This is a genomic window from Xylophilus sp. PBN-3R (assembly GCF_057747805.1).
This window is the reverse complement of record NZ_CM173225.1, coordinates 740,501-766,691: the sequence shown is the minus strand read 5'-3', so window position 1 is coordinate 766,691 and position 26,191 is coordinate 740,501. Positions and strand designations below refer to the sequence as shown.

Annotated in this window: 14 protein-coding genes; 8 read left to right on the top strand and 6 right to left on the bottom strand. The window is 65.6% G+C overall.

All coding sequences use genetic code 11. The features are described 5' to 3' along the window. Window positions 1-35 precede the first annotated feature (35 nt). Genes AC3ANW_RS03550 through AC3ANW_RS03535 form a run of 4 tightly spaced genes read right to left on the bottom strand, consistent with a single transcriptional unit; the run spans window position 36 to window position 10,561 of the window. Entirely contained in the window at window positions 36-2,075 is a 2,040-nt protein-coding gene (locus AC3ANW_RS03550) for a hemagglutinin repeat-containing protein (RefSeq protein ID WP_488343828.1), read from the bottom strand. Further along, window positions 2,023-2,505 carry a hypothetical protein gene (locus AC3ANW_RS03545; RefSeq protein WP_488343827.1) on the bottom strand — a complete coding sequence of 161 codons (483 nt, stop codon included), beginning with the start codon at window positions 2,503-2,505 and terminating at the stop codon, window positions 2,023-2,025. Before AC3ANW_RS03545 ends, AC3ANW_RS03550 begins: the two co-directional genes overlap by 53 nt. Then, complete coding sequence (locus tag AC3ANW_RS03540; protein WP_488343826.1) at window positions 2,502-9,974, bottom strand: hemagglutinin repeat-containing protein; 7,473 nt, start codon at window positions 9,972-9,974, stop codon at window positions 2,502-2,504. The genes AC3ANW_RS03545 and AC3ANW_RS03540 overlap by 4 nt, the downstream gene beginning before the upstream one ends. Next, complete coding sequence (locus AC3ANW_RS03535; protein WP_488343825.1) at window positions 9,971-10,561, bottom strand: two-partner secretion domain-containing protein; 591 nt, start codon at window positions 10,559-10,561, stop codon at window positions 9,971-9,973. The genes AC3ANW_RS03540 and AC3ANW_RS03535 overlap by 4 nt, the downstream gene beginning before the upstream one ends. A 188-nt stretch (window positions 10,562-10,749) precedes the next feature. Between AC3ANW_RS03535 and AC3ANW_RS03530 the strand changes: the two genes are divergently transcribed. The 3 genes from AC3ANW_RS03530 (at window position 10,750) to AC3ANW_RS03520 (ending at window position 13,567) form a co-directional block, all read left to right on the top strand. Next, a complete protein-coding gene (locus AC3ANW_RS03530; RefSeq protein WP_488343824.1) occupies window positions 10,750-12,375 on the top strand; it encodes an OpgD/OpgG family glucan biosynthesis protein in 1,626 nt (541 codons plus the stop codon). Window positions 12,376-12,461: 86 nt separating this feature from the next. After that, window positions 12,462-13,043, top strand: coding sequence for a chromate transporter (locus AC3ANW_RS03525; RefSeq protein ID WP_488343823.1), 582 nt, complete (start codon window positions 12,462-12,464; stop codon window positions 13,041-13,043). Next, on the top strand, window positions 13,040-13,567 hold the full coding sequence (locus AC3ANW_RS03520) for a chromate transporter (protein WP_488343822.1): 528 nt from the start codon (window positions 13,040-13,042) through the stop codon (window positions 13,565-13,567). Before AC3ANW_RS03525 ends, AC3ANW_RS03520 begins: the two co-directional genes overlap by 4 nt. 25 nt (window positions 13,568-13,592) lie before the next feature. On the opposite strand, the gene cphA is transcribed toward AC3ANW_RS03520, so the two are convergent. After that, window positions 13,593-16,172, bottom strand: coding sequence for a cyanophycin synthetase (gene cphA / locus AC3ANW_RS03515; RefSeq protein WP_488343821.1), 2,580 nt, complete (start codon window positions 16,170-16,172; stop codon window positions 13,593-13,595). Window positions 16,173-16,228: 56 nt separating this feature from the next. Beyond that, window positions 16,229-18,451, bottom strand: a complete 2,223-nt coding sequence (locus tag AC3ANW_RS03510; protein WP_488345345.1) for a cyanophycin synthetase — start codon at window positions 18,449-18,451, stop codon at window positions 16,229-16,231. Between the two features lie 179 nt (window positions 18,452-18,630). Here AC3ANW_RS03510 and AC3ANW_RS03505 point away from each other — a divergent pair, with 179 nt between their 5' ends. The 5 genes from AC3ANW_RS03505 (at window position 18,631) to AC3ANW_RS03485 (ending at window position 26,141) form a co-directional block, all read left to right on the top strand. Beyond that, entirely contained in the window at window positions 18,631-20,895 is a 2,265-nt protein-coding gene (locus AC3ANW_RS03505; RefSeq protein ID WP_488343820.1) for a cyanophycin metabolism-associated ABC transporter, read from the top strand. Then, window positions 20,895-21,362 carry a cyanophycin metabolism-associated DUF1854 family protein gene (locus AC3ANW_RS03500; RefSeq protein WP_488343819.1) on the top strand — a complete coding sequence of 156 codons (468 nt, stop codon included), beginning with the start codon at window positions 20,895-20,897 and terminating at the stop codon, window positions 21,360-21,362. Before AC3ANW_RS03505 ends, AC3ANW_RS03500 begins: the two co-directional genes overlap by 1 nt. Window positions 21,363-21,369: 7 nt before the next feature. Continuing rightward, window positions 21,370-22,092, top strand: coding sequence for a 7-cyano-7-deazaguanine synthase QueC (gene queC / locus AC3ANW_RS03495; protein WP_488343818.1), 723 nt, complete (start codon window positions 21,370-21,372; stop codon window positions 22,090-22,092). 168 nt (window positions 22,093-22,260) lie between these two features. Then, window positions 22,261-25,035, top strand: a complete 2,775-nt coding sequence (locus tag AC3ANW_RS03490; RefSeq protein ID WP_488343817.1) for a PAS domain S-box protein — start codon at window positions 22,261-22,263, stop codon at window positions 25,033-25,035. Next, window positions 25,032-26,141: an HD-GYP domain-containing protein gene (locus tag AC3ANW_RS03485; protein WP_488343816.1), complete on the top strand. Its 1,110-nt coding sequence runs from the start codon at window positions 25,032-25,034 to the stop codon at window positions 26,139-26,141. The genes AC3ANW_RS03490 and AC3ANW_RS03485 overlap by 4 nt, the downstream gene beginning before the upstream one ends. The last annotated feature ends 50 nt before the right edge of the window (window positions 26,142-26,191 follow it).

The window sequence follows — 26,191 nt, the reverse complement described above, 5'->3', positions numbered from 1 at the left end:
TTATTCTTTGGACTAAAAAATCTATCGCACGCTGCTTATCGCCAAAGTTCAAAAAAAAGCATCTGATCTCCACTAATCGCCACTGATCCATCCTCTGCAATTGCAATTCTGGCATTTGGAGAGCCTTCAACTCGATATACATTCACCGCCTCTTTGGTCCTACCCAAGTATTCGATAACTTTGGTAAGTTCACCTAAGTTACGTCCTACAGCTCCTGCTGCACTTGCCAACGGATCCAAAGCAAATCCAACCGCCATCCGCTCTTCTGGCGTAAGTCGGGCAAGCGTGTAGTTGCCGCCCGCTTGAATCAGCTTCCCATCAGCGATAGCGGTATCTGCCGATCGGATTTGAATATCGGCCTGCCTGATCTGATCCGCTATCACCGCTTTACTGGCGGTGTCCGAGGTTACGTTTTTCTGGACGGTCAGGGTGTCGCGATAATTCTCAAGATCGGCACGGTCCTGCTGCGCTTTTGTAATCGCATTGCCGCAATCGCCACCCTTGGTCTGGCAAGCATCAAGCACTTTGGCGTTATTGGCTAGGCTGGTCTCCTGGCTGACCCGCTGAACGATTGCGATACAGCTGCTGTTGCCATTGCAGTCGGCCACCGCCTGTTTCTTATTTCGAAGGTCCGTTGTTGAGAGGTAGTTATTGGCCGTGGCGTTGAAGCCAGTCGCCGCCCCGGCCCCACCACCCGTTGCCGCCCCGACAGCGGTTCCTGCCGCTGCGACCAATGCCGTCTTCAATCCCAACGGAAGGTCAGTTGCGGCGACCTGTTTGCCAATTTCGTCGATGACCAACTGACTGCTTGCTGCACCGAGCGCGCCCTGCACTCCGCCAGTGAGCCCCGCCAGCACGGTGTGCATCGCCACCCGGTAAGCGCCGCCTTCGTCCCAGTTGGCTGCCTCGGCGTCGTTGCCTTGGGCGCGTAGTTCTGCAGCCTTGCCATTGGCATATTCACCACCCACCCTGGCCGCCTGCTGCCCGAACGTACTCGTGATCTGCAACTGCGCAGCCACCTCCTTGTTGACCTTGTCCGCATCGAAGGTCTTGGCCAGTCCACTACTGCCATCACCCGTCCGGACCGCCTTGTCACCCGCGATGCCGCTCACGCCGCTGGTCGTCGTGCTGCTGTTCTTCCCGCTCGCACTCGCAATCCCGGCCGCCGCCCCGTTGACACCGCCCGCCAGGTTGGGCGCCGGTTTGCCCTCCTCGCCCGGCTTGCCCGTGCCCCCGGTGCTGTACCCACCCGACAGGCTGAACCCGCTGGCGCTGAAGTTGTCCCGGTTCTGGATGTCTCGGGTCGTCAGGCTCCGGGTGTCGAAGCTGTTTTTGCCTTCGTCGACTGCCTTCTGCGTGCTGGTGATCGCGCCGCCCACCAGGTCGGTCTTGCCCTTGACCTTGACGTCGAAGCCGCCGTCGCCGGCCTGGACGCCGCTGCGTTCGTTCACGCTGGCGTAGTCCGCATTCACCTTGCTTTTGCTGATGCTCAGCGAGCCGCCCATCTGGCCCATGCCCATGCTGACCGAGCCGCCCAGGCTCTGCTGTTGGCTGTCGAACTTCGCCGTGTCCTGCCGGCTTTCGATGTTCAGGTCGCCGCCGATGTCGGTGACTACCCGCTTGCCGTTGACCACACCACCCAGAATGTTGGTGTCGCCTCCGCTCCTGATGCTGACCTTGTTCGCTCCGCTGACGTGGCTGTTGACCTGGGTGACGTCGCTGCCGTCGGCTTTTCCTCGGGCCCCGCTGGCGCTGGCGTTGAACACGAACCCATCCGTGCCGTAGCCGACACCCAGGCTGGCCGAACTGCTGCTGTTCTGGCTGTGCTGCTCGCTGGTGGATTGCGCCGAGACGATGTCGACCCGGTTGTCCGCAGACAGCGCGACGGTCTTGCTGCCGGTGATGTCGCTGCCACAGATCAGCAGGTTGCTGTCCTGGCCGGCTCCTGTCGCGGTGATGCTGACGTTCTGGCCGGCGACCTTGCTGCCCTTGGCGGTGTCGCTGCGGGCCGTGGTGGTGTTACTAATCTGGCTTAACGTGCTGCTCCGCCAATCTCGCCTTGCAATTACTTCCATCAGACAGTGAAGCTTTAAGCTGAGATTTGATCAAGTTAGCTGCAACTGTCTCCATAGGGTTTCTTTCCAAATATGCTCGTATGGCTTTTTCGATATAGCAACTGAATTTATTCTTCTCCATAAACGCATCCGGATAAGCAAGCGCAAATGCTGTCGGATTTACATGCGCATGAAAAGATGCATTCGGCGGCCATTCTATATAATATGGAAGCCTTCCAGCCGAACCCGAGTCACGACGCTCAATCACCCATCCTGGCTCGCCCTCCATTCCTCCAAGATCATCGCCATCGGTTATCAAGCAAGACAACTCCACCAATCGAGCGTCCATCAATATAGCGTTTAGCGCAAATTTCATCGCTGCATCTTGATCGACTTGGGGATTCAAGCCTCCAAAAGCTTGCTGCAAATAATCCATATTAAAACCTTTCATTTGATAGGATGCACATTACCGACGAATGCATTACCGTTACTATCAAAATTAATATAAGAACGAAAATTAACGCCACCCGCCGAATTGTCAAAAACCGTCACTGTCGGATTCCGTGAAAATTGCGTCCACGCTTGCTGACCCGCCTGCTGCGCATTTTTTATCATTACTTGATCACTAAAAATAGCAGAATCATACACAGTCTTACTACCAGATACGACCTTACCAGTTGCCGGGTTCGTATAGGTATATGGGAGTTCAAAGACACCCGTTATTCCTGTAGGCTTTAACGTATATGACGCTGCTTTTGCGTCCAATGCGCTAGTCGCATTTAAAAGGTTGTGAGTGCCACTTAATTGGCCTGATTTAGTAAAACCATCAGGCCCAATCATATGGCTTGGCAAATCCGAGCGAAAAGCCAAGCCTTCTGCGCCTGCCAACCCTCCTGCGCCCTCACGGTAAAAGCCACTAGCAATGGTCGATGCGGTACTGTCCGGAACAGTGACACCTGTCCTCGTTGATATCATCTCCTTCACAATTGCTGCTGTCAAAACTTCGCTCTTAGCCAAGCTACCCAATGTCACAACATCTGCCATAAGCAGACCAACAGCAAAGGCATCCTTTAACACAGGCGCCTTATCGATGACATTGATCGCCGTATTGATTTCCTGAATACTGACGCGCGCCTGAGCCTTGGATGCGTCACTGACTGCGGTGTCCTGCAGCAGATTTTTTAAATCCGCGCGGGTTTGCTCCAGTGAAACTCGCTCAACCAAGGTACTACGCTGGAGTTCACCTGTGTTGGACGCACTCTTGAGGTCGTACTCGCGCAGCACCCGCACTTCGCAAGCAGTGTCTCCATTGGCTTGGCAACCCTTGATCTTTTGCTCGCGATTTCGGAGGTCGGTGCTGGTCAGGTAGTTATTTGCCGTGGCGTTTAAGCCAGTGGCCGCGCCGACTCCTCCACCGGTTACCGCGCCGACGGCGGTACCGGCCGCTGCAACCAAAGCAGTCTTCAAACCCAGCGGCAGATCGGTCGCTGCGACCTGTTTGCCGATGGCGTCGATGGTCAGTTGACTGCTGGCCGCTCCCAGCGCACCTTGCACTCCGCCGCTCAGGCCCGCCAGCACCGTATGCATCGCCACCCGGTAGGCCCCGCCCTCGTCCCATTTACCGGCCTCGGCCTCGTTGCCCTGGGCTCTGAATTCGGCCGCCTTGCCATTGGCATATTCACCACCCACCCTGGCCGCCTGCTGCCCGAACGTACTCGTGATCTGCAACTGCGCAGCCACCTCCTTGTTGACCTTGTTCGCATCGAAGGTCTTGGCCAGTCCGCTACTGCCATCGCCCGTCCGGATTTCCTTGTCGCCCGCGATGCCGCTCACGCCGCTGGTCGTCGTGCTGCTGTTCTTCCCGCTCGCACTCGCAATTCCGGCCGCCGCCCCGTTGACACCGCCCGCCAGGTTGGGCGCCGGTTTGCCGTCCTCGCCCGACTTGCCCGTGCCGCCGGTGCCGCCGGTGCCGTACCCACCCGACAGGCTGAACCCGCTGGCGCTGAAGTTGTCCCGGTTCTGGATGTCTCGGGTCGTCAGGCTCCGGGTGTCGAAGCTGTTTTTGCCTTCGTCGACCGCCTTCTGGGTGCTGGTGATCGCGCCGCCCACCAGGTCGGTCTTGCCCTTGACCTTGACGTCGAACCCGCCGTCTCCGGCCTGGACGCCGCTGCGTTCGTTCACGCTGGCGTAGTCCGCGTTCACCTTGCTTTTGCTGATGCTCAGCGAGCCGCCCATCTGGCCCATGCCCATGCTGACCGAGCCGCCCAGGCTCTGCTGCCGGCTGTCGAACTTCGCCGTATCCTGCCGGCTTTCGATGTTCAGGTCGCCGCCGATGTCGGTGACGACGCGGTTGCCCTTGACCACACTACCCAGGATGTTGGTGTCGCCTCCGCTCCTGATGCTGACCTTGTTCGCTCCGCTGACGTGGCTGTTGACCTGGGTGACGTCGCTGCCGTCGGCTTTTCCTCGGGCGCCGCTGGCGCTGGCGTTGAACACAAACCCATCCGTGCCGTAGCCGACACCCAGGCTGGCCGAACTGCTGCTGTTCTGGCTGTGCTGTTCGCTGGTGGATTGCGCCGCGACGATGTCGACCTGGTTGTCGGCGGCCAGCGCGACGGTCTTGCTGCCGGTGATGTCGCTGCCGCGGATCAGCAGGTTGCTTTCCTGGCCGGCTCCTGTCGCGGTGATGCTGACGTTCTGGCCCGTGACCTTGCTGCCCTTGGCGGTGTCGCTGCGGGCCGTGGTGGTGTTGCTGCTCTGGCTGGACCCGATGCTCAACGAGACGTTAACGCCTGACTTGGTCGGGTCTTCGCTGGCCAGGTTGCCCAGCGCGGTATTGGCGCTCATCAGCGCGCTGGCCGCGCCCAGGGCCTTCATGCGGGCGTCGCCGGTGTTGCCGATGGCCTGTGTGGTGGTGACCGCACTCTGCGCTGCGGCGATGGCCGGGCTGGCCACCGCCACGGTGATGCCCGTCTGTCTGGTGGTCTGCGTGCTGCGGCTGTCGCTGACCTCCCGCGCCGCGGTGATCTTGACGTCCTTGCCCGTGATGGCGACATCCCCGCCCGGTGCGCTGACGTCGCTGCCGGTCTGCGTGTAGCGGTTGCCGGCGGTGATGCTCAGATCGCCGCCGATGCTGCCGACGGTGCTGCCCGCGGCGGTTGTGCGTCGGCTGGAAGCATCGGTCTTCTGGTCCAGCGTCCCATAGGTGGCACCCAGGCCGCCCGAACCGCTCAGGCCGCTCTTGCTGCTCTGCAACTGGTGCGATTCGTCACGGGTGTCGGTGGCCGCGACGATGGTCACGTCCCTTGCAGCGATCAGTTTCGTACCGGTGTCGCTGACGACGTTGCTGCCGATGACGCCGATGTCTCGCCCCGCATCGATGACGACGGTTCCACCGCCCAGGCTGCTGGCCGTGGAGGTGCGGGTGTCGACCCGGTCGGTGCGGGTCTGGCTGCTGCTGGACAGAAAGCCCCTGGTGCTGCCGCCGTGGCTCTGGTCGAGGTGGCTGGTCGATTCGCCGTTGGTGACGAGGACATCCCGGCCGGCCTTCAGTTGCAGTGGCCCGGCAACGTTCACCGTGGCGTTGCGTACCGTGATGTCGTTGCCGGCCTTGAGTGCCACGCTGCCGGCCGCCTGGATGCGGCTGCCGACTTCCGTCGTGGTGGATTCGTGGCTGGCGTTCCTGCCGTCGACCAGGTTGGCGCTGCTGCCGGTTTTTACCGTACCCAGGTTCAGGTCGCGGCCGGCCGTGACGGCGGTGGTGCCGCTGGCCGAGGCGTTGGCGATGACCCCTGCAATGAGGTTCACATCCCGCCAGGCGCTGGCGACCAGCACACCCCGCGCGGCGTCGCTGACATACAGCCCGGCCACCCGGTCGACGCCGGTGCGGCCGAAGCTGCTGGCACCGGCCTGGATGTCGTGGGTGCTGGTGGTGGACCGGACGTTCAGGTCGCGCCCCGCGTCGGCCAGCAGGGTCTGCGTGGCGTCGATGGTGCCGCCGAGGTTGTCGATGTCGCGCACCGCCTTCAGGGCGACGGTGTTGCCGGTCAGGCGGCCGTCGAGGTTGGCGATGTTCTCGGCGGTGATGCGCATGACGTCGCGACCGGCGATGGTGCCGCCGACGTTGCTGGCGTCCCCCGACAGTCGGATGTCGACACTGCGGCCGGCCAGCAGGCTGCCTTCGCCGTCGATGTCGCCGGGTTTGACATGCACGTAGAGCTGCGGCACCAGCACCTCTTGCGTGCTGCCGTCGGGCAGGGTGACGGTCTGGGTGACCAGCCAGACGATGTCGCTGGTGAGCCGGGCGATCTGTGCGGCGCTCAGGGCGATGCCGGGACGCAGTTGAAATGTCTTTGCAAAGGTGGCAGCGCCATCGAGCAGCGCGGCGTACTGGGTGTCGTCGTCGGTGTAGCCGGCCAGCAGGCGCTGGCCGGTGAGCCGGGTGACCTGCTGGCGGACCAGCTGCTGTTCGTAGAAACCGTCGCCCAGGCGTTTGGCGGTGCCGGCCGGGTCGATGCCGAGGGCGCTCAGCAGGTAGTCGCTGGTCAGCCACTGGCGATAGTCGGCAAACCGCGGGTCGGTGACGACCAGGGCGCGCTGGCCGGCTTCTGGCTGGGTGCGGAACAGGCTGGCGGTGGGCAGGCGCAGGTCGGGGGTAGCGGTGCGGATGTCGCTGCCGGCGGGGCCCGGGGAGACGGTGGGCGGCGTGTTCGAAAACGCCATCGGGCCGATGTCGACCGAAGTGCCGGGCGGGATGCCGGGCGGGCCGGCCGGCGGTGCCACTGGCGGCCCGGCGTATTGCTGGATGTCGCCGGTCGACAGGCGGGTGGTGCGGTCTTGCACCGTCTCGGCATAGCTGCCGCGGCCGTAGAAACCTTCGCGCTGGCTGTAGCGGCCGTACGCGACCGAATCCTTGTGCCAGGTGCCGACCTCGGCCACCAGCAGCCGGCCTTCGGTGGCCTGGTTGACCAGGCTGCCACCGGTGACTTTGAGCGCCTCGCCGACGACGATCTGGCTGTCGACGTTGCGGCCTGCGCCGATGTCCAGCGCCATGCCGCGGCCGGATGCGATGCGGCCGGCCACGCCGGGGTTGTCGACGACGCTGCGGGCGACGGTGCGGCCGGTGACATCCACCACCGTGAAGTTGCGCACGGCGCGCGACATGAAATCGTTGTTGTAGGCGATCAGTTTCTGGGTGAGTGCATAGGCATCGCCGACCGGCACGTCGAACAGGCGCCAGACCGGGTCGTCGCTGGCATAGACCTTGGGCACCAGCGTGTCGGGCATTCGGTTGCCGTCGGAGTCGTACGACGGGTTGCCGTTGTCGGTCATCAGCGGCAGCAGGTAGGGCTGGCGCGAGTAGCCGGCCTCGAAGGGATAGGGGGTGCTGGGAGCTACGTATTCGTAGCGTGGCAGCTGGGTCCAGCCGGAATCCTCGCGGTCGTCGGCGCAGGCGCGGCAGCGGCCCAACTCGGACTCCCGGTAACGGGTGCCTTGCAGGTTCAGGCCGAGGTAGACAAAACGCTCGGCGACGGCTTCGGTGGTGGTCTGTTGGCGGGCGCTGAAACCGACGTTGAGGTTGTCCAGCTGTTCGGCGCCCAAAGTCAGTTTGCCCAGCGCTTCGATGGTGGAGGCCGAGTTGGTGACGCTTGCCGCGCGGCCGGTGGCCTGGCGGTCGGCATCCAGCGTGCTGCCGATGGCCATGTCGCCGGCCGAGAAGATCAGCCCGCCGTCGTGGTTGGTCAGAACCGTGGTGGCGATGTCCAGGCGCTGGCGGGCGGCGATTGTGCCGGCGGCGTTGTCCAGCGTTCGGGCGTCGATGCTGATTTGGTCGCCGTAGATGCGACCGGTGGCACCGTTGATCAGAGTGCCGGCATCGATGCGGGTATCGACGCCGTCGATCAGGCCCATATTGGTCAGGCTGCCAGTGGCGCTGACGCGGGTGCCGGTGCCTGAACTCATCTCCGCACCGGCCTGGGCGACGACATCCCGGCCGCTGACGGTCAGGGTGCCTGCGGCATGCAGCAAGGTCTGGTTGGTGAAGGTGCCGGTGCTGGTATAGCGCAGGTTGCGCACAGCCGAGACTTCGCCGCGGTGGGTGACATCGCTGCCGACGGCGATGGCCAGGTCGCGTCCGGCGACCAGCTTGCCGTCGCCGCTGAAACTGGCGGCGTCCATTTGCAGATCGCCCGACGACTGCATCAGGCCGGCCCTGTTGGTGACGGCACCACCGCCGTCGGCCAGTGTCAGTTTGCCCAGGCTGACGAGCTGGCCGCCGTCGTTGGCCAGCCCGGCGGCAGCCAGGTCGAGGCCGGCCCGGCTGCCGATGAAACCTCCACCGTTGTCCACCGCGCCGCTGAAACGACCGGTCAGCATGCCGGTCGCGGCGAGGCTGCCGGCGCGGTTGTCGAGGCTGGTGGCGTCGATGGTCAGTTTGCCAGCGGAGGCGACGTTGGCGGCGCGGGTGTTCAACTCACCCTGTGAGTGGATGGCGACGGCCGCGGCGCCGGTCTGGCTGTTGCTCAGGTCGATGCTGCTGGCGGACAGCACCATGTCGCCGGCTGCGACGTTCTTGCCGCGGGCCTGCAGGGCACCGGTGGTGGTGATGTGCAGGTCGCCCGCTGCCGCCGACTTGCCATCGGCCGACACACCGGCGGCCAGGGTCGATGCACTGCCGCTCAGCACATTGCCGGCGCTGATGTCGAGATGCCGGCCGGCGGTGATGCTGCCTTCGGTTTGCTGGGCCACCTGGCCCGCGACCTGCATCTTGAGATCGTGGGCCGCGCGTACCACGCCGGAGTTGTCGAGGCCGGCCGCCGACAACGAAAGGTCGGTGCCGCTGGCGATGGTGCCGGCGGTGTTGTCGAGTTGGCCCTTGGCCGTCAGGCTGGCCGCGCCGCTGGCGATCAGAGTGCCATTGCGGTTGACGATGTCCGTGGTGCTGCGGATGTCCAGGCTGGCAGCGCGCAGCGTACCGCCGCTGTTGTCGAAACCCGCTCCGGCCATCGTCATCTGGCCGGCGCTGAGGGTGCCTCCCCGGTTGTCGAGCGCGGCCACCTGCAGGTTGATCGGCCGGCCGGCTTCGATGCGCCCGCCGTCGTTGCGCAGACTGCCGGACGCAGTGATGGTGCCCGGCAGCGGCGCAGCGGTGGGAGCCGACACCGACGGCGCTGCAGGTTGGTCGCCCGGTGTGTTGCCAAGTGCGGGTGCCAGTCCGGGAGTCGGGCCTGCGGTTGCGGGTGCTTCAGGCCCGGTTGGCGGCACCGCCGACGGGTCCGAACCGATGCGGCCGGCCTGCGTATTGCCGAGACTGGCAGCCAACAAATCCAGGCTTGCCGCACTGGTCTGGCGCAGCGTCCCCTGGCGGTTGTCGATGTCGCCGCCTGTGCTGGCCAGTAACAGGCTGGCGGCTTCAATCGTGCCGCCGGTGTTGACGATGTCTCCCGGGGTGGTGATGCGCAGCGTGCGGCTCGCCACGATGCTGCCGCGGTTGCCGACGCCCTGGGCATCGACACGCAGGTCGCCCGCCGCCTGAACACTGCCGCTGTTGATCAGTTTGCCGTCCGCCGTCAGTGTCAAGGTGCCGGTCGAGGCGATGTTGCCGGCGTTGCGCACCCCCAGGCCGGCTTCGGTGCCGACCAGGAAGATGTGGCCGGCGTACATGCCGCCCAGCGCTGCGACGTCGAGCAGGTAGCTCGGTGCCGGGCCTGTGCCCCCGATGTGTGTCGTGGCAGTGCCATCGGCCGAAGCCTCATGCGCCCCGGCCACCACCTTCAACTCCCTGGCCCAGATGCCCGCATTGACCTGCACCGCCCGCGCCAGGATGGCCGTGTAGTCAGTGGCGCTGGCATCCAGCCCCCGCCCTTCGAACAACACATTGCCCCGCTGCACCCGGTAGGACTCCAGGTTGCCCCCGTTCATCCCGGGCTGCCGGTGGTCAGCGTGACCCGGCTGGTGTTGATGAAACTGCCGCCATCGACCGTGATGCCCGACGGGTTGGCGATGATGACTTCGGCCCGTGGCCCGGCCACCTCGACCGCACCGCGCAGCAGGCTCGGGTTGCTGGAATTGACCTCGTTGAGGATGACCCGGGCCCCGCCCTGGGCCAGCCACGGATTGCCCTGCACCCAGCCGCCGAGCCGGGTCTGCACGTTGCCCCGGCTGTTGTTGAGGATGGCGCCGGGAGAGTTGACGTCGAACTGGCGGTAGGTGTTGTGGCTGACACCGGCGGCGGACGGCGTCTGGATGTTGACCACCGGCACGCCGTTCGGTGCGGCCAGCACGGTGGGCTGCTGGCGGCGGGGGGCCGAGGGGTCCGCGACGATCTGCCCGTGGGCCAAGTCGACGCAGAGCAGGGCGCAGGCCGTGGCGATGACCGAGACCGCGGCAAACCGCACCGCTGAAGCTGCAGGAGACGGCGAACCGCCTGAAGACCGGGCGTTCTCCTGGCAGACCACGAACAGACCGCGGGCACGGTTGAAGAGAACGCGGTAGCAGTGGCGGTTCATGGCGCGGAGCCCTTTATCGGCAAACCGCGCAGTGTATGTGACTACCAACTTATCTCATATCCATTGGTGAGCTTGAATCCGTGAGATGGCCAGACGGCCGCCCAGGCTTCCGCTTTCATCTTGTACCGTTTACCCACGCAAGCCCGGCTAGGATGGACGCCCCCGAGTTTTCCCGGATGTCCCTGCCTATGCCTTTCACCTCCGCCAAGCCCGACCGCCGCTCGTTCATCGCAGCCGGCGGCGCCACCCTGGCCCTGGCCGCCCTGGGTCTTCCGGCCCGCGCCCAATCCGTCGCTGTCGGCGGTGCCCCGCTCCGCCTGTCCGAACCGCGACCCTTCTCTTTCGACAGCCTGACCGAAGAAGCCCGCGCATTGGCGGCCGCACCATTCGTCGCCGGCACGCCTCTACCGCAGGACGTCCTCGACAGGATCGACTACGACGCCCACGGCAAGATCAAGTTCGATACCAAATCCGCCCTGTTCGGCGACGGGCCGGGCCAGTTCCCGGTGACCTTCTTCCACCTGGGCCGCTTCTTCCAGACGCCGGTGCACATGTTCGTGCTGGAAGCCAACGGCGGCGACCGCTTTTCGCGCGAGGTGCTCTACGACAGCGCCTACTTCGACATGCCGGCCGACAGCCCTGCCCGCGCACTGCCGCCGGGCGCCGGTTTTGCAGGTTTCCGTTTTCAGGAAAGCCGCACGGCCGACCAGCAGAAAAAGCCCTGGCAGACCAATGACTGGGTGGCCTTTCTCGGCGCGTCTTATTTCCGTGCCATCGGCGAGCTGTACCAATACGGCCTATCGGCACGCGGTGTCGCCATCGACGTGGCCGAGCCCGGCAAGAACGAGGAATTCCCGTCCTTCACCCGCTTCTATTTCGATCCGCCGGCCAGTGGCGGAGACACGGTGGTCGTGCATGCGCTGCTCGAAGGCCCGAGCCTGACCGGCGCCTACAAGTTCGTGATGCAGCGCGGCAAGTCGGTGGTGATGGACATCGAGAAACGCCTGTTCCTGCGCACCGACATCGCCCGCCTGGGCCTGGCACCGCTGACCTCGATGTACTGGTTCTCGGAGACCAACAAGCCACGCGACGGCGACTGGCGTCCGGAGGTGCACGACTCGGACGGCCTGGCCCTGTGGAACGGCGCGGGCGAACGCATCTGGCGACCGCTCAACAATCCGACGTCCATCGTCACCTCGGCCTTCGGCGACAACGGCCCCAAGGGTTTCGGCCTGCTGCAGCGCGACCGCCTGTTCGACCATTACCAGGACGGCGTGATGTACGACCGGCGTCCCAGCCTGTGGGTCGAGCCGCTCGACAACTGGGGTGCCGGCGCCGTGACGCTGGTCGAGTTGCCGACCGACGACGAGATCCATGACAACACCGTCGCCATGTGGGTCCCGGCCGCGCCCGCCAAGGCCGGCAGCGCGCTGACGTTGCGCTACAAGCTGCACTGGACCGACCGCGAGCCCTACCCTTCGCCGCTGGCGGCCTGTGTGGCCACCCGTACCGGCCGGGGCGGCGTGCCGGGTCAGCCGCGACCGCCGGGCGTGATCAAGTTCATGGTCGAGTTCCTGGGCGGGCCACTGGGCGAACTGCCCTTCGGTGTGTCGCCCGAGGCGGTGCTGACCGCCCCGACCGGCAAGTTCTCCTATGTGTTCACCGAAGCGGTGCCGGACGGTGTCGCCGGCCACTGGCGGGCGCAGTTCGACTACACCCCCGAGGGCAATGCGCCGGTCGATTTGCGGCTGTACCTGAAACAGGGCGACCGCACATTGTCGGAAACCTGGCTGTTCCAGTTCCGGCCCGCATGAGGCGGATGTGACAGTGGCGTAAAGCTGCTGCCCCGACGGGCGGCGCCGGTCTTAAGATCGGCGCCGCCCTTTTTTGTCGTATGCCCATGCCCGACATCACCGCCGAAACCACCGCCCATCCGCCACCCCTGGCCGCCATCTTCATCGCCTTTTCCAAGATCGGCCTGACCAGTTTCGGCGGCGGGCTGAGCGGCTGGATGATGCGGGAATTCGTGTTGAAACGCGCCTGGATCACCGAAGAGGAATTCCTCAGCGGCCTGGCGCTGGCTCAATCGTTTCCCGGCGTGAACGTGGTCAACCTCGCCATCTGGATCGGTTTTCGCCTGCGCGGCGGAAAAGGCGCGGCGATGGGTGCGCTGGGCATCGTGGTGCCGCCGATGTTCGTCGCCATCGGGCTCGCCGCCGTGTTTTCGGAGGTCCGCGACTCCCACACATTGCATGTGGTCCTGGCCGGCGTGGCCGCGGCAGCCGTCGGCCTTTCGTTGCAGACCGGCATCCGCGCCGCCCGCCGGGCAGCGCGCCAGGTGGTGCCGCTGCTGGTCATGACCGCCACCTTCGTAGCGCTGTTCCTGCTGCGGCTTCCGCTGCTGTGGGTGGTGGGTGCGATGGCGCCGCTGTCCATCGGCATCGCCTATTTCCGTCTGCGGGCCGGAGGCGCAAAACCATGAGCCTGCGCACCCTGGGTGACCTGGCGGCGGTTTTCGGCCCGCTGTCCTTCCTGACGGTCGGCGGAGGCCAGAGCATCGTCTCGGACATCCATCGGCAGGCAGTGAACGTGCATGCCTGGATGAACGACGGCGAGTTTCTCGACCTGTTCGCCCTGTCCCGCATCACACCCGGGCCGGGCTCTCTGCTGGTGACCCTGGTGGGTTGGCATGTCGCCGGGCTGACCGGAGCGCTGGTGGCGTCGGCTGCCATCTTCCTGCCCTGTTCGGTGCTGGTCTACGGACTGGCGCACCTGTGGGCGCACTACAAACATACGGCGTGGATCCGCGCCGTCGAAGCCGGTTTGGTGCCGGTGGCCGCGGGCATGATCCTAGCGGCTTCCGGCACCATCCTGCGGGCCGCCGAAGGCGGGCCCTGGGCCTGGGGCGTGGCGGCGGTTTCGACACTGGCCCTGATGTTCACCCGGATGAACCCGTTCCTGATGCTGGCGCTTGGCGGGGCGTTTTTCTGGATGGTGCTGGCCTAGGCCGCAAAGCCCCGGTCCAGTCAGTTCAAACCGTGGTTTTCGCCTCGGCCACCCGTTTCGCCAGATGCGCCAGCGCCTCTTCGACCTGGTCGACCAGCACCAGGCAAAGATCACCCGGGTGCAGGCGCTCCAGCGCGGTGTCGATGGCCACGAACTCGCCGCGGATCTCTTCCACGTGCGTCGTCCGCGAAGCGCCCTTCAGCCCCTCGCGCAGCAGCGCCATCACCTCGCCGTCGCCCCGCCCGCGCTGGGCCGCGTCCTGGTACAGCAGCACGTCGTCGAACACCTTGCCGAGGATCTGCGTCTGTTCGCGGATGTCTTCGTCGCGCCGGTCGCCGGCACCGCTGATCACCACCGAACGACGTTTGCCCGGCATCGCCTCGACGGCCTGCGTCAGCGCCCGCATGGCGTCCGGGTTGTGGCCGTAGTCGGCGATGACCGTGGCGCCCTTGTAGTCGAGGATGTTGAAACGGCCCGGAACGGTGGCTGCATCGCTCGCAAAACTGGCCAGGCCGCTGCGTATGACGTCCCAGCCGGTGCCCAACGCCCATGCCGCCGCCACCGAAGCCATGGCGTTCTCTACCTGGAAACCGATGGCACCGCCTCGCGTGATCGGGATCTCGCGCAGCAGCACGCTTTCGCGCCAAGAACCTTCGGACGCCACCAGCGCGTCGCCGTCGATGTAGACGGTGCGTTTGCCCTGCACCCGATGTTTGGCCATGACCGGATGCGACTTGTCGGTGGCAAAGAAGATCACGTCGCCCGGGCAGGTCGTCGCCATGCCGGCCACGATGGGGTCGGCGGCGTTCAGCACCGCGCAGCCGGTGGTCGACACGTTCTGCACGATCACACGCTTCAGCACCGCCAGGTCTTCGACCGTGGTGATGTAGTTCAGCCCGAGGTGGTCACCGGCGCCGATGTTGGTCACCACCGCGACTTCGCAGCGGTCGAAACCCAGTCCTTCACGCAGCACGCCGCCGCGGGCGACCTCGAACACCGCCGCCTCGACATCGGGATGCATCAGCACGTTGCGGGCGCTCTTGGGGCCGCTGCAATCGCCGCTGTCGGTCTGGCGGCCGTCGACATAGACACCGTCGGTGTTCGTCATGCCCACGGCCAGCCCGCTGCTCGCCAGGATATGGGCGATGAGGCGGGTGGTGGTGGTCTTGCCGTTGGTACCGGTGACGGCCACGACCGGCACACGGCCGTCGTCGCCGGTGGCAAACATCTCGGAGATGACCGCCTCGCCGACAGCACGCGGCTTGCCGTACGAGGGGGACAGGTGCATGCGCAGGCCGGGCGCCGCATTGACCTCGACGATGCCGCCGCTCTGTTCCTCGAGCGGGCGCAGCACGGTCTCGCAGACCACGTCGACGCCGCAGATGTGCAGGCCGACCATCTGTGCCGCTGCGATGGCGCGGGCCGCGACATCGGGATGCACTTCATCGGTCACGTCGGTGGCAGTGCCGCCGGTCGACAGGTTGGCGTTGTTGCGCAGGATGACCCGGCGGCCCTTGTCCGGCACCGACTCCGGCGCCAGGCCCTGAGTCGACAAACGCAGCACCGCGATGTCGTCGAAACGGATGCGGGTGAGCGCTGTGGCATGGCCGTCACCGCGACGCGGGTCCCGGTTCACCTCGTCAACCAGTTCACGCACCGTGTGCACGCCGTCGCCGATCACCTGAGGCGGGTCGCGACGCGAAGCGGCCACCAGTTTCTGGCCGACCACCAGCAGGCGGAAGTCGTAACCCGGCAAGAAACGCTCGACGATCACGTCGCCGTATTCGGCCGCCGCCTTGAAGGCGATGTCCATGTGTTCGCGGTCGACCAGGTTCACGGTGACGCCCTTGCCCTGGTTGCCGTCCTGAGGCTTGACCACCACCGGCAGGCCGATTTCGCAGGCTACCGTCCAGCCCTCTTCGGCCGACTTGACCGGGCGCCCAAGCGGCACAGGCACGCCGGCCGCATGCAGCAGTTTCTTGGTCAGGTCCTTGTCCTGCGCGATGGCTTCCGACACCGCGCTGGTGCTGTCGATCTCGGCTGCCTGGATGCGGCGCTGGCGTTTGCCCCAGCCGAACTGCACCAGGCTGCCGGCGGTCAGGCGACGGAACGGGATTCCGCGCGCCACCGCGGCGTCGACGATGCAGCCGGTGCTGGGGCCCAGGCGTTCGGATTCGTCCAGTTCGCGCAGTTCGTGCACTGCGGCGGCGGCGTCGAAGCCGGTGCCGTCAATCGCGGCCTGTACCAGTTCATGGGCCAGGGCGAACGCGCGCCGTCCGACGGGTTCTTCGCTGTACTGCACCACCACCTGGTGCACGCCGCTTTCAGGCGTGACCGCGGTACGGCAAAAACTGACCGGGCAACCGGCCTGCGCCTGCAGTCCCAATGCGGCCAGGCCCAGCACGCCGGCCAGCGAGACCGGCAGGTCCTGCCCGGCGTGGCGCAACGCACCCATCTCGGGGAAAAGTGCACGCAGGCGCTGCTCGAAACCATCGACCTGGTCGACGCAGCACTGGTGCGGCGGGCAGGTGACGATGGCCTCGATGGAGGTATTGCGGCTCCAGAGATTGGGGCCGCGCAGGGCACGGATGCGGGAGATTTCCATGGGATTCTTTAAGACGCGGCCAGCACCGGCCGCAGGCCGGTGCTGGCGGAGTGAGTTCAGGCGTGGGCGGCTTCGACGACTTCTTCGCGGATGCTGGCCACCAGCGGCACGCCGGGTTCGCATTCGAAGGCTTCCAGGCCGGCACCGATCAGGCGGGGATGCACACCCAGGGCCCAGCCGGCTGCCACGGCGGCCAGCAGGGCTTCGTCGGGCAGGTTGCCGTAACGGGCACGCCACTGGTCGAGCGGCGCCAGGCCGTACAGCGGAACGTCCTGGCTGTTGACGACCATCGCGACACGGCCGTTGCGCAGGGTGACACCGCGGCCGCCGGCCGCGCAGTGGGCCACCATGGCCGGTGCGGCCGGATCGGCCGAATAGAAGATCACTTCGCCATCGCACAAGGGGGCCAGTTCGGCCACATGCGGGTCGGCGGCGTTCAGCACCGCCGCACCGCCGGACAGCACCACGTCGACCTGGGTGCGCAGAACCTTGCGCATGTGTTCGGGCGTGTGTACGTCGAACTGACCGAGTTTCTCGATGCCGTCGAAGTCGGTGACGATGCCGACCTGGCAACGGTCGTAGGCCAGTCCGTCCCGCAGGATGGACGCAGCGCCGTTCTCGATGATGGCGACTTCGACGTTGCGGTTGATCAGCAGGCGTTCGCCCGCCTGCCAGTGAGCGCTATCGGCCGCGTCGTGGCAACGGCGGTCCAGGAAGAGGCCGTCCTGGCACGCCACACCGGTGGACTTGCCGTCCAGATGGGCGATCCACGAAACCAGGCGTGCAATGGCCGCGTTGTTGCGCGAGCCGGTTATGCCGACGAGCGGGATACGGCCCGAATCATCGGACGCGAACAGGTGGTCGCAGATGGCGCGGCCCACCGGGCGCGGCTGGCCGTGGATCGGCTTGAGGTGCATCAGCAGGCCGGGGCCGGCATTGACTTCGACGATGGCGCCACGCACCGCAGCCAGCGGGCGCGACACATCGCGGGTCACCAGGTCGATGCCGGCGATGTCCAGGCCCACCGCACGGGCGGCCAGGGCGGCGGCGTGGGCGACCTCGGGGTGTACTTCGTCGGTGCAGTCGATAGCCATGTTGCCGGTGCGCTGGATCAGCACCTTTTGGCCTGCGGCGGGCACGCTGCCGGCGGTCAGTTGCTGGCGGCGGAGCTGCAATTGCACGCCGCCGTCCTTGTGCACGTCGATGGTGGTCAGGGGGAACGCATGCTCGACGCCGCGGCGGGGGTCGCTGTTCATCTGCAGGTCGATCAGCTGGCCGACGTTCGATACGCCGTCGCCGATCACCCAGACCGGTTCGCCCCGAGTGGCCGCGACTACCTTGCCGCCCACCACCAGCAGGCGGTGTTCGGTGCCTTCGATGAAACGTTCGACGATCACCCCGCTGCCCTCGGCATCCGCCAGTGCGAAGGCGGCCTGGACGTCGGCCTGTTCGTTCAGGTCCAGCGTCACGCCGCGGGCATGGTTGCCGTCGGACGGCTTGACCACGACCGGCAGGCCGATGTCCTGCGCGGCATCCCAGGCTTCGGCCGCGCTGGCGACCAGCTGGCCTTCGGGCACCGGCACGCCGCATGAGGTCAGCAGGAACTTGGTCAGGTCCTTGTCGCTGGCGATTCCCTCGGCGATGGCGCCGGTATGGTCGGTTTCGGCGGTCCAGATGCGGCGCTGGCGGCTGCCGTAGCCCAGCTGCACCAGGTTGCCGGAATTCAAGCGGATATGCGGAATCTTGCGGTCCGCCGCTGCGGTGACGATGCAGTCGGTGCTCGGGCCGAGGAAACTGCGGTCGATCTGCGTGCGGATGGCCGCCACGGCGCCGGCCACCACGAAGGGCTTGTCGTTGATGGCTGCCATCAGCAGCGAATGGCCCTGCGCCAGCGCCACACGCGCCACGGCTTCGTCGGGTGCCCGGAAAACCATCTTGTAGATGCCGCTGACGGTGGTCTCGCGGGTCTGGCCGAAGGTGGTCGGCATGCCCGACAGATTCAGCAATTCGATGATGACGTGCTCGAGCACGTGGCCCATCCAGGTGCCGCCTTCCAGCCGCTGCAGGAAGCCGCCGCGTTCACCGATGCCGCAGGTGTGTTCGATCAGAGCGGGCAGCCAGGTGGTCAGGCGATCGTTGAGGCCTGGCAGGGTGTTGGAAGGAAACTGCTCCAGTTCGCCCAGGTCGAGGCGCACTTCCAGGACCTCGCGGTAAGTCCAGATGTTCGAACCGTGCAGGTAACGCACGTCGAGGATGCGGATGTCGTTCTTCGGATGCATGGGAATCATGTTCGGCAGCCTTGCAAACGCACGCCGGCGTTTGGGTTGATGGGTCGCTCCGTAGCGGCACACCCAGAAACAAGCATCCACATCGAGGCTGTGCGGAGGCATGATTGGTTCACAATCGCCCGCTTCTTCAGCGCCATGCCTTCTTCGGCATCACGCAAAACCCCTGAAAAATGCAGCATCCTGTTCCTGAAATAGTCACTGTCGGATGGTCGGAGCGGCTGACCGCCGCCAACGCTCCACCACTCGCGAACGGAGAAAACGTTCTCAGCCTGCTTTCGGTTGACCTGGGCGTAACACTTCGTTTCGAAGAATCACTTCTGGTCTTGACTGACAGTCGTTTGATGCATTCCGGCGGTTTGCATCAGCCCTGGAGCGAGTGGCCACTCCAGCCCGGGATGCATCTTCATTTGTCCGATCACGGCGGTGTGGGCACCCTGGAACTGTGCAACGAACATCGGCGTATGGCCGTGTGGCGTTTCACGCTGTCGTTGCAGCCCCAGGCGCTGGCGTTGCTCACCCGTTTCGAGACATTGCAGTCCGGCGTGGCGGAAGCCGAGCCGTCGGCCGACGACGAAGAGATCGGCGTACAGACCGAAGCCGCGCCTTCCACCTGGGTGCTGCTGCGGCTCTGGCGTTTCGCGCGGCCGTACCGCTGGCAACTGCTGGCCGGCCTGCTGCTCACCTTCGGTTCGACGGCTGCCACGCTGGTCCCGCCCTACCTCACCATCCCGCTGATGGACGAGGTGTTGATCCCCTTCCAGAACGGCCAGGAAATCCCGGCCCACAAGGTTGCTCTGTACCTGGGCGGATTGCTGGCGGCGGCACTGGCGGCCTGGGGCCTGGGCTGGGCGCGCACTTACCTGCTGGCGCTGGTATCGGAACGCATCGGTGCCGATCTGCGCACCAGCACTTTCAACCACTTGCTGAGCCTGTCGCTGGACTACTTCGGCAGCAAACGCACCGGTGACCTGATGTCGCGCATCGGAGCCGAAACGGACCGCATCAATGTCTTTCTGTCGCTACATGCACTCGATTTCGCAACCGACCTTTTGATGATGCTGATGACCGCGGTCATCTTGTTCTCCATCAATCCGTGGCTGGCACTGGCCACCCTGGTGCCGCTGCCGCTGATCGCCTGGATGATCCACGCCGTGCGCGACCGCCTGCGCACCGGCTTCGAAAAGGTCGACCGCGCGTTCTCCGAAGTGACCAACGTACTGGCCGACACCATTCCAGGCATCCGGGTTGTGCAGGCCTTCGCCCAGGAAAAACGCGAAGGCGAACGTTTCCGCGCCGCCAACGCACGCAACCTGGCGGTCAACGACCGCATCAACCGCACCTGGTCGCTTTTCACGCCCACGGTTTCGCTGTTGACCGAAATCGGCTTGCTGGTGGTCTGGGGTTTCGGCATCTGGCTGGTGGCCCACCAGAGCATCACCGTCGGCGTGCTGACCGCTTTCCTGGCCTACATCGGGCGCTTCTATACCCGGCTCGACTCGATGAGCCGCATCGTGTCGATCACCCAGAAAGCCGCTGCCGGCGCAAAACGCATTTTCGACATCCTGGACCATGCTTCCAATGTGCCCGAGCCCGCCAGCCCGGTGCCCTACGGCTCGCCACGCGGCCAGATCTCGCTGCGCAACGTGAACTTCCGCTACGGCAGCCGCACCGTGGTGCGCGGCCTGGACCTGGACATCAAACCGGGCGAGATGATCGGCCTGGTCGGCCACAGCGGTTCCGGCAAAAGCACGCTGGTCAACCTGATCAGCCGTTTCTACGACGTCAGCGAAGGCAGCATTTCGGTGGACGGCAACGACATCCGCCGCTACCGCGTGGCCGACTACCGGCGCCACATCGGGCTGGTGCTGCAGGAACCCTTCCTGTTCTTCGGCACCATCGCCGAAAACATCGCCTACGGCCGGCCGGACGCCAGTCGCGCCGAGATCGTCGCGGCCGCCCGCGCCGCCCATGCCCACGACTTCATCCTGCGCCTGCCGCACGGCTACGACTCGCTGGTCGGCGAACGCGGCCAGGGCCTGTCGGGCGGCGAACGCCAGCGGATTTCCATCGCCCGGGCGCTGCTGATCGATCCGCGCATCCTCATCCTGGACGAAGCCACTTCCGCAGTCGACACCGAGACGGAAAAGGAAATCCAGAAGGCCCTGGACAACCTGGTACAGGGCCGCACCACCATCGCCATCGCCCATCGGCTGTCGACGCTTCGCAAGGCCAACCGGCTGGTGGTGATGGACCGCGGCATGGTGGTCGAAGTGGGGCCGCACGACGAACTCATGGCGCGCGGCGGCCATTACTTCCGCCTCTACCAGGCGCAGGTCCGCCGGGTCGATTCGGAAGACCTCGAAGACCTGAAGATGGCACCGTCCATCGCATCGGCCATCGGCATCCACTCGGCCCACCCCTCCGGAGAATCCTGATGGTGAACATGCATCTCAACCTGAGCCGCGACGACTTCGGCAGGCTGCTGCTGGTCGACCTGCGGGCGGTCGAAGAGCCGGTGATACCGGTGCGCGCCTTCCCGCTGGCCGCACCCACCGAAGGTGTCTCCCTGGTCGGCACCGACGGCCGTGAACGCCGTTGGATCCCCAACCTCGCCGAACTCGACGACGTCTCGCGCAACCTGATCCAGACCGACCTCGACGCCCGCGAACTGGTGCCCGAGATATTGCGCATCGTGTCGGTCTCGACCTTCGCCACGCCCAGCATCTGGCAGGTCGAAACCAACCGCGGCGCCACCCGACTGACGCTCAAGTCCGAAGACGACCTGCGCCGCCTGCCGGTCAACGGCCTGCTGGTCGGCAGCGGCGAAGGCCTGTCCTTCCTGATCCGCGACAAGCTGGCGCTCGACAAGGCGTCGAAGAAATTGCTGGACCGTTTTTTATAAGCCATTCATGCACAAGACCGCCCTCGTCCTGTTCTCCGGCGGCCAGGACTCCACCACCTGCCTGGCTTCTGCCCTGTCGCGTTTCGAACGCGTCGAGACCATCGGTTTCGATTACGGCCAGCGCCATCACATCGAGCTCGAAGCCCGTGTCGTGGTGCTGGCGCAGATCCGCGAACAATTTCCGCAGTGGGCCCACAAGCTGGGCGACGACCATATGCTCGACCTCGCCGTGCTGGGCCAGGTGAGCGAAACCTCGCTGACCCGCGACACCGCCTTCGCGATGGACAAGAGCGGCCTGCCCAACACCTTCGTGCCAGGCCGCAACCTGCTGTTCATGACACTCGCCGCCGCCCTGGCCTACCGCCGCGGCCTCGAAGTGCTGGTCACCGGCGTCTGCGAAACCGACTTCTCCGGTTATCCGGATTGCCGCGACGACACCATGAAGGCCATGCAACTCGCGCTGTCGCTGGGAATGGACAAACGTTTCCTGGTCGACACCCCGCTGATGTGGATCGACAAGGCCGAGACCTGGGCACTGGCCGAATCCCTGGGCCGGGCCAGCGGCAAGCAGGACGGCGGACAGGCCCTGGTCGACTTGATCGTCGAACACACGCACACCTGTTACCTGGGCGACCGGCAGCACCGGCATGCCTGGGGATACGGCTGCGGTGAATGTCCGGCCTGCGTGTTGAGGGCGCGCGGATTCGAAGGTTGGCAACAGGCGACTTGAGTACCGCGCGCATGGGCGCGCGACCATCCTGAAATCCGTTGTGTGATCGCACGCATGGCGGATTTGCGCTGATCCAAGAGCCTGGTGCTTCGGTTAAAACATCGACAATTCTCAAGTTGCGTATCTTTATGCAACAGAGAACACCGCTCTCGCAGCGCACCCCATTCGATGTTTTCGCCCCTTTCCTTCGTGCAGTCACTGCAGGCTTCGCCGTCTTCCGCATGGCCGGCGTCGGCTGCGGTGTGGGCCGCCGTTTCGGGCGTTCTGCTTCTGATGCTCATCGGCACCGCCGCGAGCCTGCTGCAGCACCGCACGCTCGCCCGCCGGGTTCGCATCAACGAAAGCCGGCTGCTGTCGATCATGAACGGCACGGTCGAGGGCATCGTGGTGCTGAACGCGCGCGGTTGGGTGATCCGGTTCAATCGCTCCGCGGAACGGGTGACCGGCTTCGACTCCAGCCACATGCTGGGCCGTGACATGCGCACCATCCTCGCGGTGCAGGACGAGATGCTGGACGCCTACCTGGCGGGCAACCCGCTGCCGGACGGCACCGCACCCATCTCGGGCATCGTGCGTGAACTCGAGATACGCCGCGCCGACGGCCACAAGGTGGCGGCGCGCATGTCCATCGGCCGCATCCAGGTGCCCGGCGAACAGCTGTTCGTGGCCTTTCTCAGCGAAATCAGCGAACTGAAGGAAACCGAACGCACGCTGCGTGAACGCGAGGCGCAGTACGGCGCGCTGATCCGCAACATTCCTGGCGCGTTTTTCCGGGTGAAGATGGATGCGGCGCTGCCGGCGCTGTTCATGAGCGAACAGATCCATTCCATCGTCGGCTGGCCGGCCATCGATTTCACGTCCGGCCGGCGCAACCTCGCATCGCTGATACACCCGGACGACCTCGCGCATGTCGGCGCGGTCGCCACCGCCGCTGCGTCGCGCCCCGGCATGCACGATTTCGTCGTCGAGTTCCGCCTCATCCACGCCGACGGCAGCCACCGCTGGATTTCCGCGACCTGCGAAATGGATGTCCCCACGGACGGCGGCAAGCCCTGCATCGACGGCGTGATGATCGACATCACCGAAGCCAAGCAACGCGCGGTCGAATTCGAAGGCACGGTGCGTGCCATCAGCCATTCGCTGGCGGTGGTCGAATTCGACGTCGCAGGCCGTGTCACCCAGGCCAACGAAAACTACCTTGCCCTGACCGGCTACAGCTTCGACGAATTGCGCGGCCAGCGGCACGCGATGTTCTGCGACCCGGCCTATGTGTCCAGCCCGGCCTACGTCGAGTTCTGGAACACCTTGCGGCGCGGCGAATTCCACACCGGCGAATACCAGCGGTTCGGCCGCGACGGCCGCGCCATGTGGCTGCAGGCTTCGTACAACCCGGTGCTGGGATCCGACGGCCGGCTGCTGAAGATCGTCAAGTTCGCCAGCGACATCACCGCCCGCCGCGCGGTGCAGGAAGCCATGCGCGAAGCGCGCGACCGGGCCGAGAACGCCGCCGCGTCGCGCACCGCATTCCTGGCCAACATGAGCCACGAGATCCGCACGCCGATGAACGCGGTGATCGGTTTCACCGAACTGCTGATGGACACGCCCCTGTCGCCGGTCCAGAAGCGCCACCTCGACACCATTCGCCATTCGGCCAGCTCCCTGCTGGGCCTGCTCAACGACATCCTGGACACCGCCAAGATGGAAAAAGGCGCGATGGAGCTGGAGATGCGCGACTTCTCGCTGCGTGAACTCAGCACCCAGGTCAGCGACGCCATGCGCGCCGCTGCCGAAGCCAAGGGCATCGAGCTGCTGTTGGATTACCAGCCTGACCTGGACGATCATTTCGAAGGCGATGCGCTGCGCCTGCGGCAGGTGCTGGTCAACCTGATCAGCAATGCGGTGAAGTTCACCGAAAGCGGATCGGTGCAGTTGACGGTGCGGCGCGACCACCGGCCCGAAACCGAGGCATCCGGCCCGGCGACCGCGTTGCAGATCGCAGTGCACGACACCGGCATCGGCATTCCGCCCGACCGCATGGAAGCGATCTTCCAGCCGTTCGCCCAGGCAGACGCCTCGATGAGCCGGCGGTTCGGCGGCAGCGGGCTGGGCATCACCATCGCCCGGCAGCTGGTCGAACTGATGGGCGGCAACATCGTCGTCGAGAGCCGTGTCGGCGAAGGCAGCGTGTTCAAGGTCTACCTCTCGCTGGCGCCGGCACGCGAGCTTCCGCCTGCCGAACGGCCGCACCTGTCGGCCACCGACGAGAAACTGTTCGCCGTGCTGGTGGTCGACGACGTCCGCCAGAACGCCGACCTGCTGCGCCTGGCCCTGGGTGCCGCCGGCCATGCGGTGACCATCGCCACCGACGGCGCCAGCGCGGTCGCGGCCTGGGCCGGCGGGCGTTTCGACATGGTGCTGATGGATGTTCACATGCCGGGCATGGACGGCCTGTCGGCAGCGCGCCGCATCCGGGCGCTCGAAGTCGCCGGTCAGCGCCGCCGGACGCCCATCGTGGCACTCACCGCCAGCGTGCTCGAAGAAGACCGCATTGCCGCCCGCGAGGCCGGGATGGACGGATTCGTCGGCAAACCCATCGACCTCGACCAGCTGCGCCGCGAGATGGCGCGCGTCGTGGGCGCGGTGGACGGCTCCCGCAACCTGCCCGTGGCGCCGTCCGCTGCCGCCGGCAAGCCGCCCGCGATGCCACTGCCACGCGCCGCACAGGAAACCATCGAGGCATTGCAGCGCGGGGAGATCGATACCGGCGCGCTTTACGCCGTCACCCACGCACTGCAACGGGCCGGCGACCCGGAACGGGCCGAACGGCTGGAGCAGGCCATTCTTCAATTCGATTTCGAAGACGCGGTTCAGCTGCTGACACCGCTCGCCACCACGGGGCACGCCGCTCCGGACTGCCAAGCCCCACAAAGGATTGCCGCATGACCGCCGCCCACCCAGCCGCCGGCCTCCCCACCCTGCTGCTGGTCGATGACGAACCGCTCAACCTGCAGGTGCTGCGCCATACCCTGCAGGACGATTACCGGCTGCTGTTCGCCCGCGACGGCATCCGGGCGCTGGAACTCGCCGCCAGCGAAAAGCCCGACATGGTGCTGCTCGACGTGATGATGCCCGGCATGACCGGCCACGAGGTGTGCCGCCTGATGCGCGCCACGCCCGGCATCGCGCATATACCGGTGATCTTCGTCAGCGCCCTGGCCGACAGCCGCTCCGAAGCCGCGGGTTTCGAGGCCGGAGGCGTGGACTACATCACCAAACCCGTCAGCCCGCCCATCGTGCGGGCCCGGGTGCGCACCCACCTTTCGCTGGTGCGGGTGGAAGAACTGCTGCACACCCGGCTGCAGATCGTGCAGCGCCTGGGCCTGGCCGCCGAATACAAGGACAACGAGACCGGCATGCACGTCATGCGCATGAGCCATTACTCGCAGATCCTGGCGCGCGCCGCCGGCCTGTCGGAGCGCGAGGCCGAGAACCTGCTGCATGCGGCGCCGATGCACGACATCGGCAAGATCGGCATTCCGGACGCCATCCTGCGCAAGAACGGCAAGCTGGAGCCCGGCGAATGGGACGTGATGCGCAGCCATGTGGAAATCGGCGCCCGCATCATCGGCGAGCATCCGCGGGGTGTGCTGAACACGGCCCGCATCGTGGCGCTGACCCATCACGAGAAATGGGACGGCAGCGGCTATCCCAACGGGCTGCGCGGCGAGGACATTCCGCTGGAAGGCCGCATCGTCGCCATCGCCGACGTGTTCGACGCGCTGACCAGCGAGCGGCCTTACAAACATGCGTGGCCGCTGGAACAGGCGCTCGACCTGATGCGCGAGCAGGCCGGCAAACATTTCGACCCCGCCCTGGTGGCGCTGTTTATTCAGGTGCTGCCGGCGATCCTGGAAGTGCGCGATCGCTTTCCGGAGGATGGGACACATCTCGAGAATCTGGAACTGACGGCGACTCAGGGGCATGCCGAGTCGAACGAATCGGCACGAGTGCCGGCGTCAGCCGCTTTCGCCGTTCCGATTCAAGGTTAAAAACCTGATTCGGCGGGTGGATCGGGGAAGACCGGCACGCGTGTCGGTGG

Coding starts and splice junctions, on each gene's coding strand:
- AC3ANW_RS03545 (WP_488343827.1), bottom strand. CDS start 2,505: ATGAAAGGTTTTAATATGGATTATTTGCAGCAAGCTTTTGGAGGCTTG.
- AC3ANW_RS03520 (WP_488343822.1), top strand. CDS start 13,040: ATGAGCCTGCGCACCCTGGGTGACCTGGCGGCGGTTTTCGGCCCGCTG.
- AC3ANW_RS03535 (WP_488343825.1), bottom strand. CDS start 10,561: ATGAACCGCCACTGCTACCGCGTTCTCTTCAACCGTGCCCGCGGTCTG.
- AC3ANW_RS03500 (WP_488343819.1), top strand. CDS start 20,895: ATGGTGAACATGCATCTCAACCTGAGCCGCGACGACTTCGGCAGGCTG.
- AC3ANW_RS03530 (WP_488343824.1), top strand. CDS start 10,750: ATGCCTTTCACCTCCGCCAAGCCCGACCGCCGCTCGTTCATCGCAGCC.
- cphA (WP_488343821.1), bottom strand. CDS start 16,172: ATGGAAATCTCCCGCATCCGTGCCCTGCGCGGCCCCAATCTCTGGAGC.
- AC3ANW_RS03525 (WP_488343823.1), top strand. CDS start 12,462: ATGCCCGACATCACCGCCGAAACCACCGCCCATCCGCCACCCCTGGCC.
- AC3ANW_RS03485 (WP_488343816.1), top strand. CDS start 25,032: ATGACCGCCGCCCACCCAGCCGCCGGCCTCCCCACCCTGCTGCTGGTC.
- AC3ANW_RS03550 (WP_488343828.1), bottom strand. CDS start 2,075: ATGGAAGTAATTGCAAGGCGAGATTGGCGGAGCAGCACGTTAAGCCAG.
- AC3ANW_RS03490 (WP_488343817.1), top strand. CDS start 22,261: ATGTTTTCGCCCCTTTCCTTCGTGCAGTCACTGCAGGCTTCGCCGTCT.
- queC (WP_488343818.1), top strand. CDS start 21,370: ATGCACAAGACCGCCCTCGTCCTGTTCTCCGGCGGCCAGGACTCCACC.
- AC3ANW_RS03505 (WP_488343820.1), top strand. CDS start 18,631: ATGCAGCATCCTGTTCCTGAAATAGTCACTGTCGGATGGTCGGAGCGG.
- AC3ANW_RS03510 (WP_488345345.1), bottom strand. CDS start 18,451: ATGCATCCGAAGAACGACATCCGCATCCTCGACGTGCGTTACCTGCAC.
- AC3ANW_RS03540 (WP_488343826.1), bottom strand. CDS start 9,974: ATGAACGGGGGCAACCTGGAGTCCTACCGGGTGCAGCGGGGCAATGTG.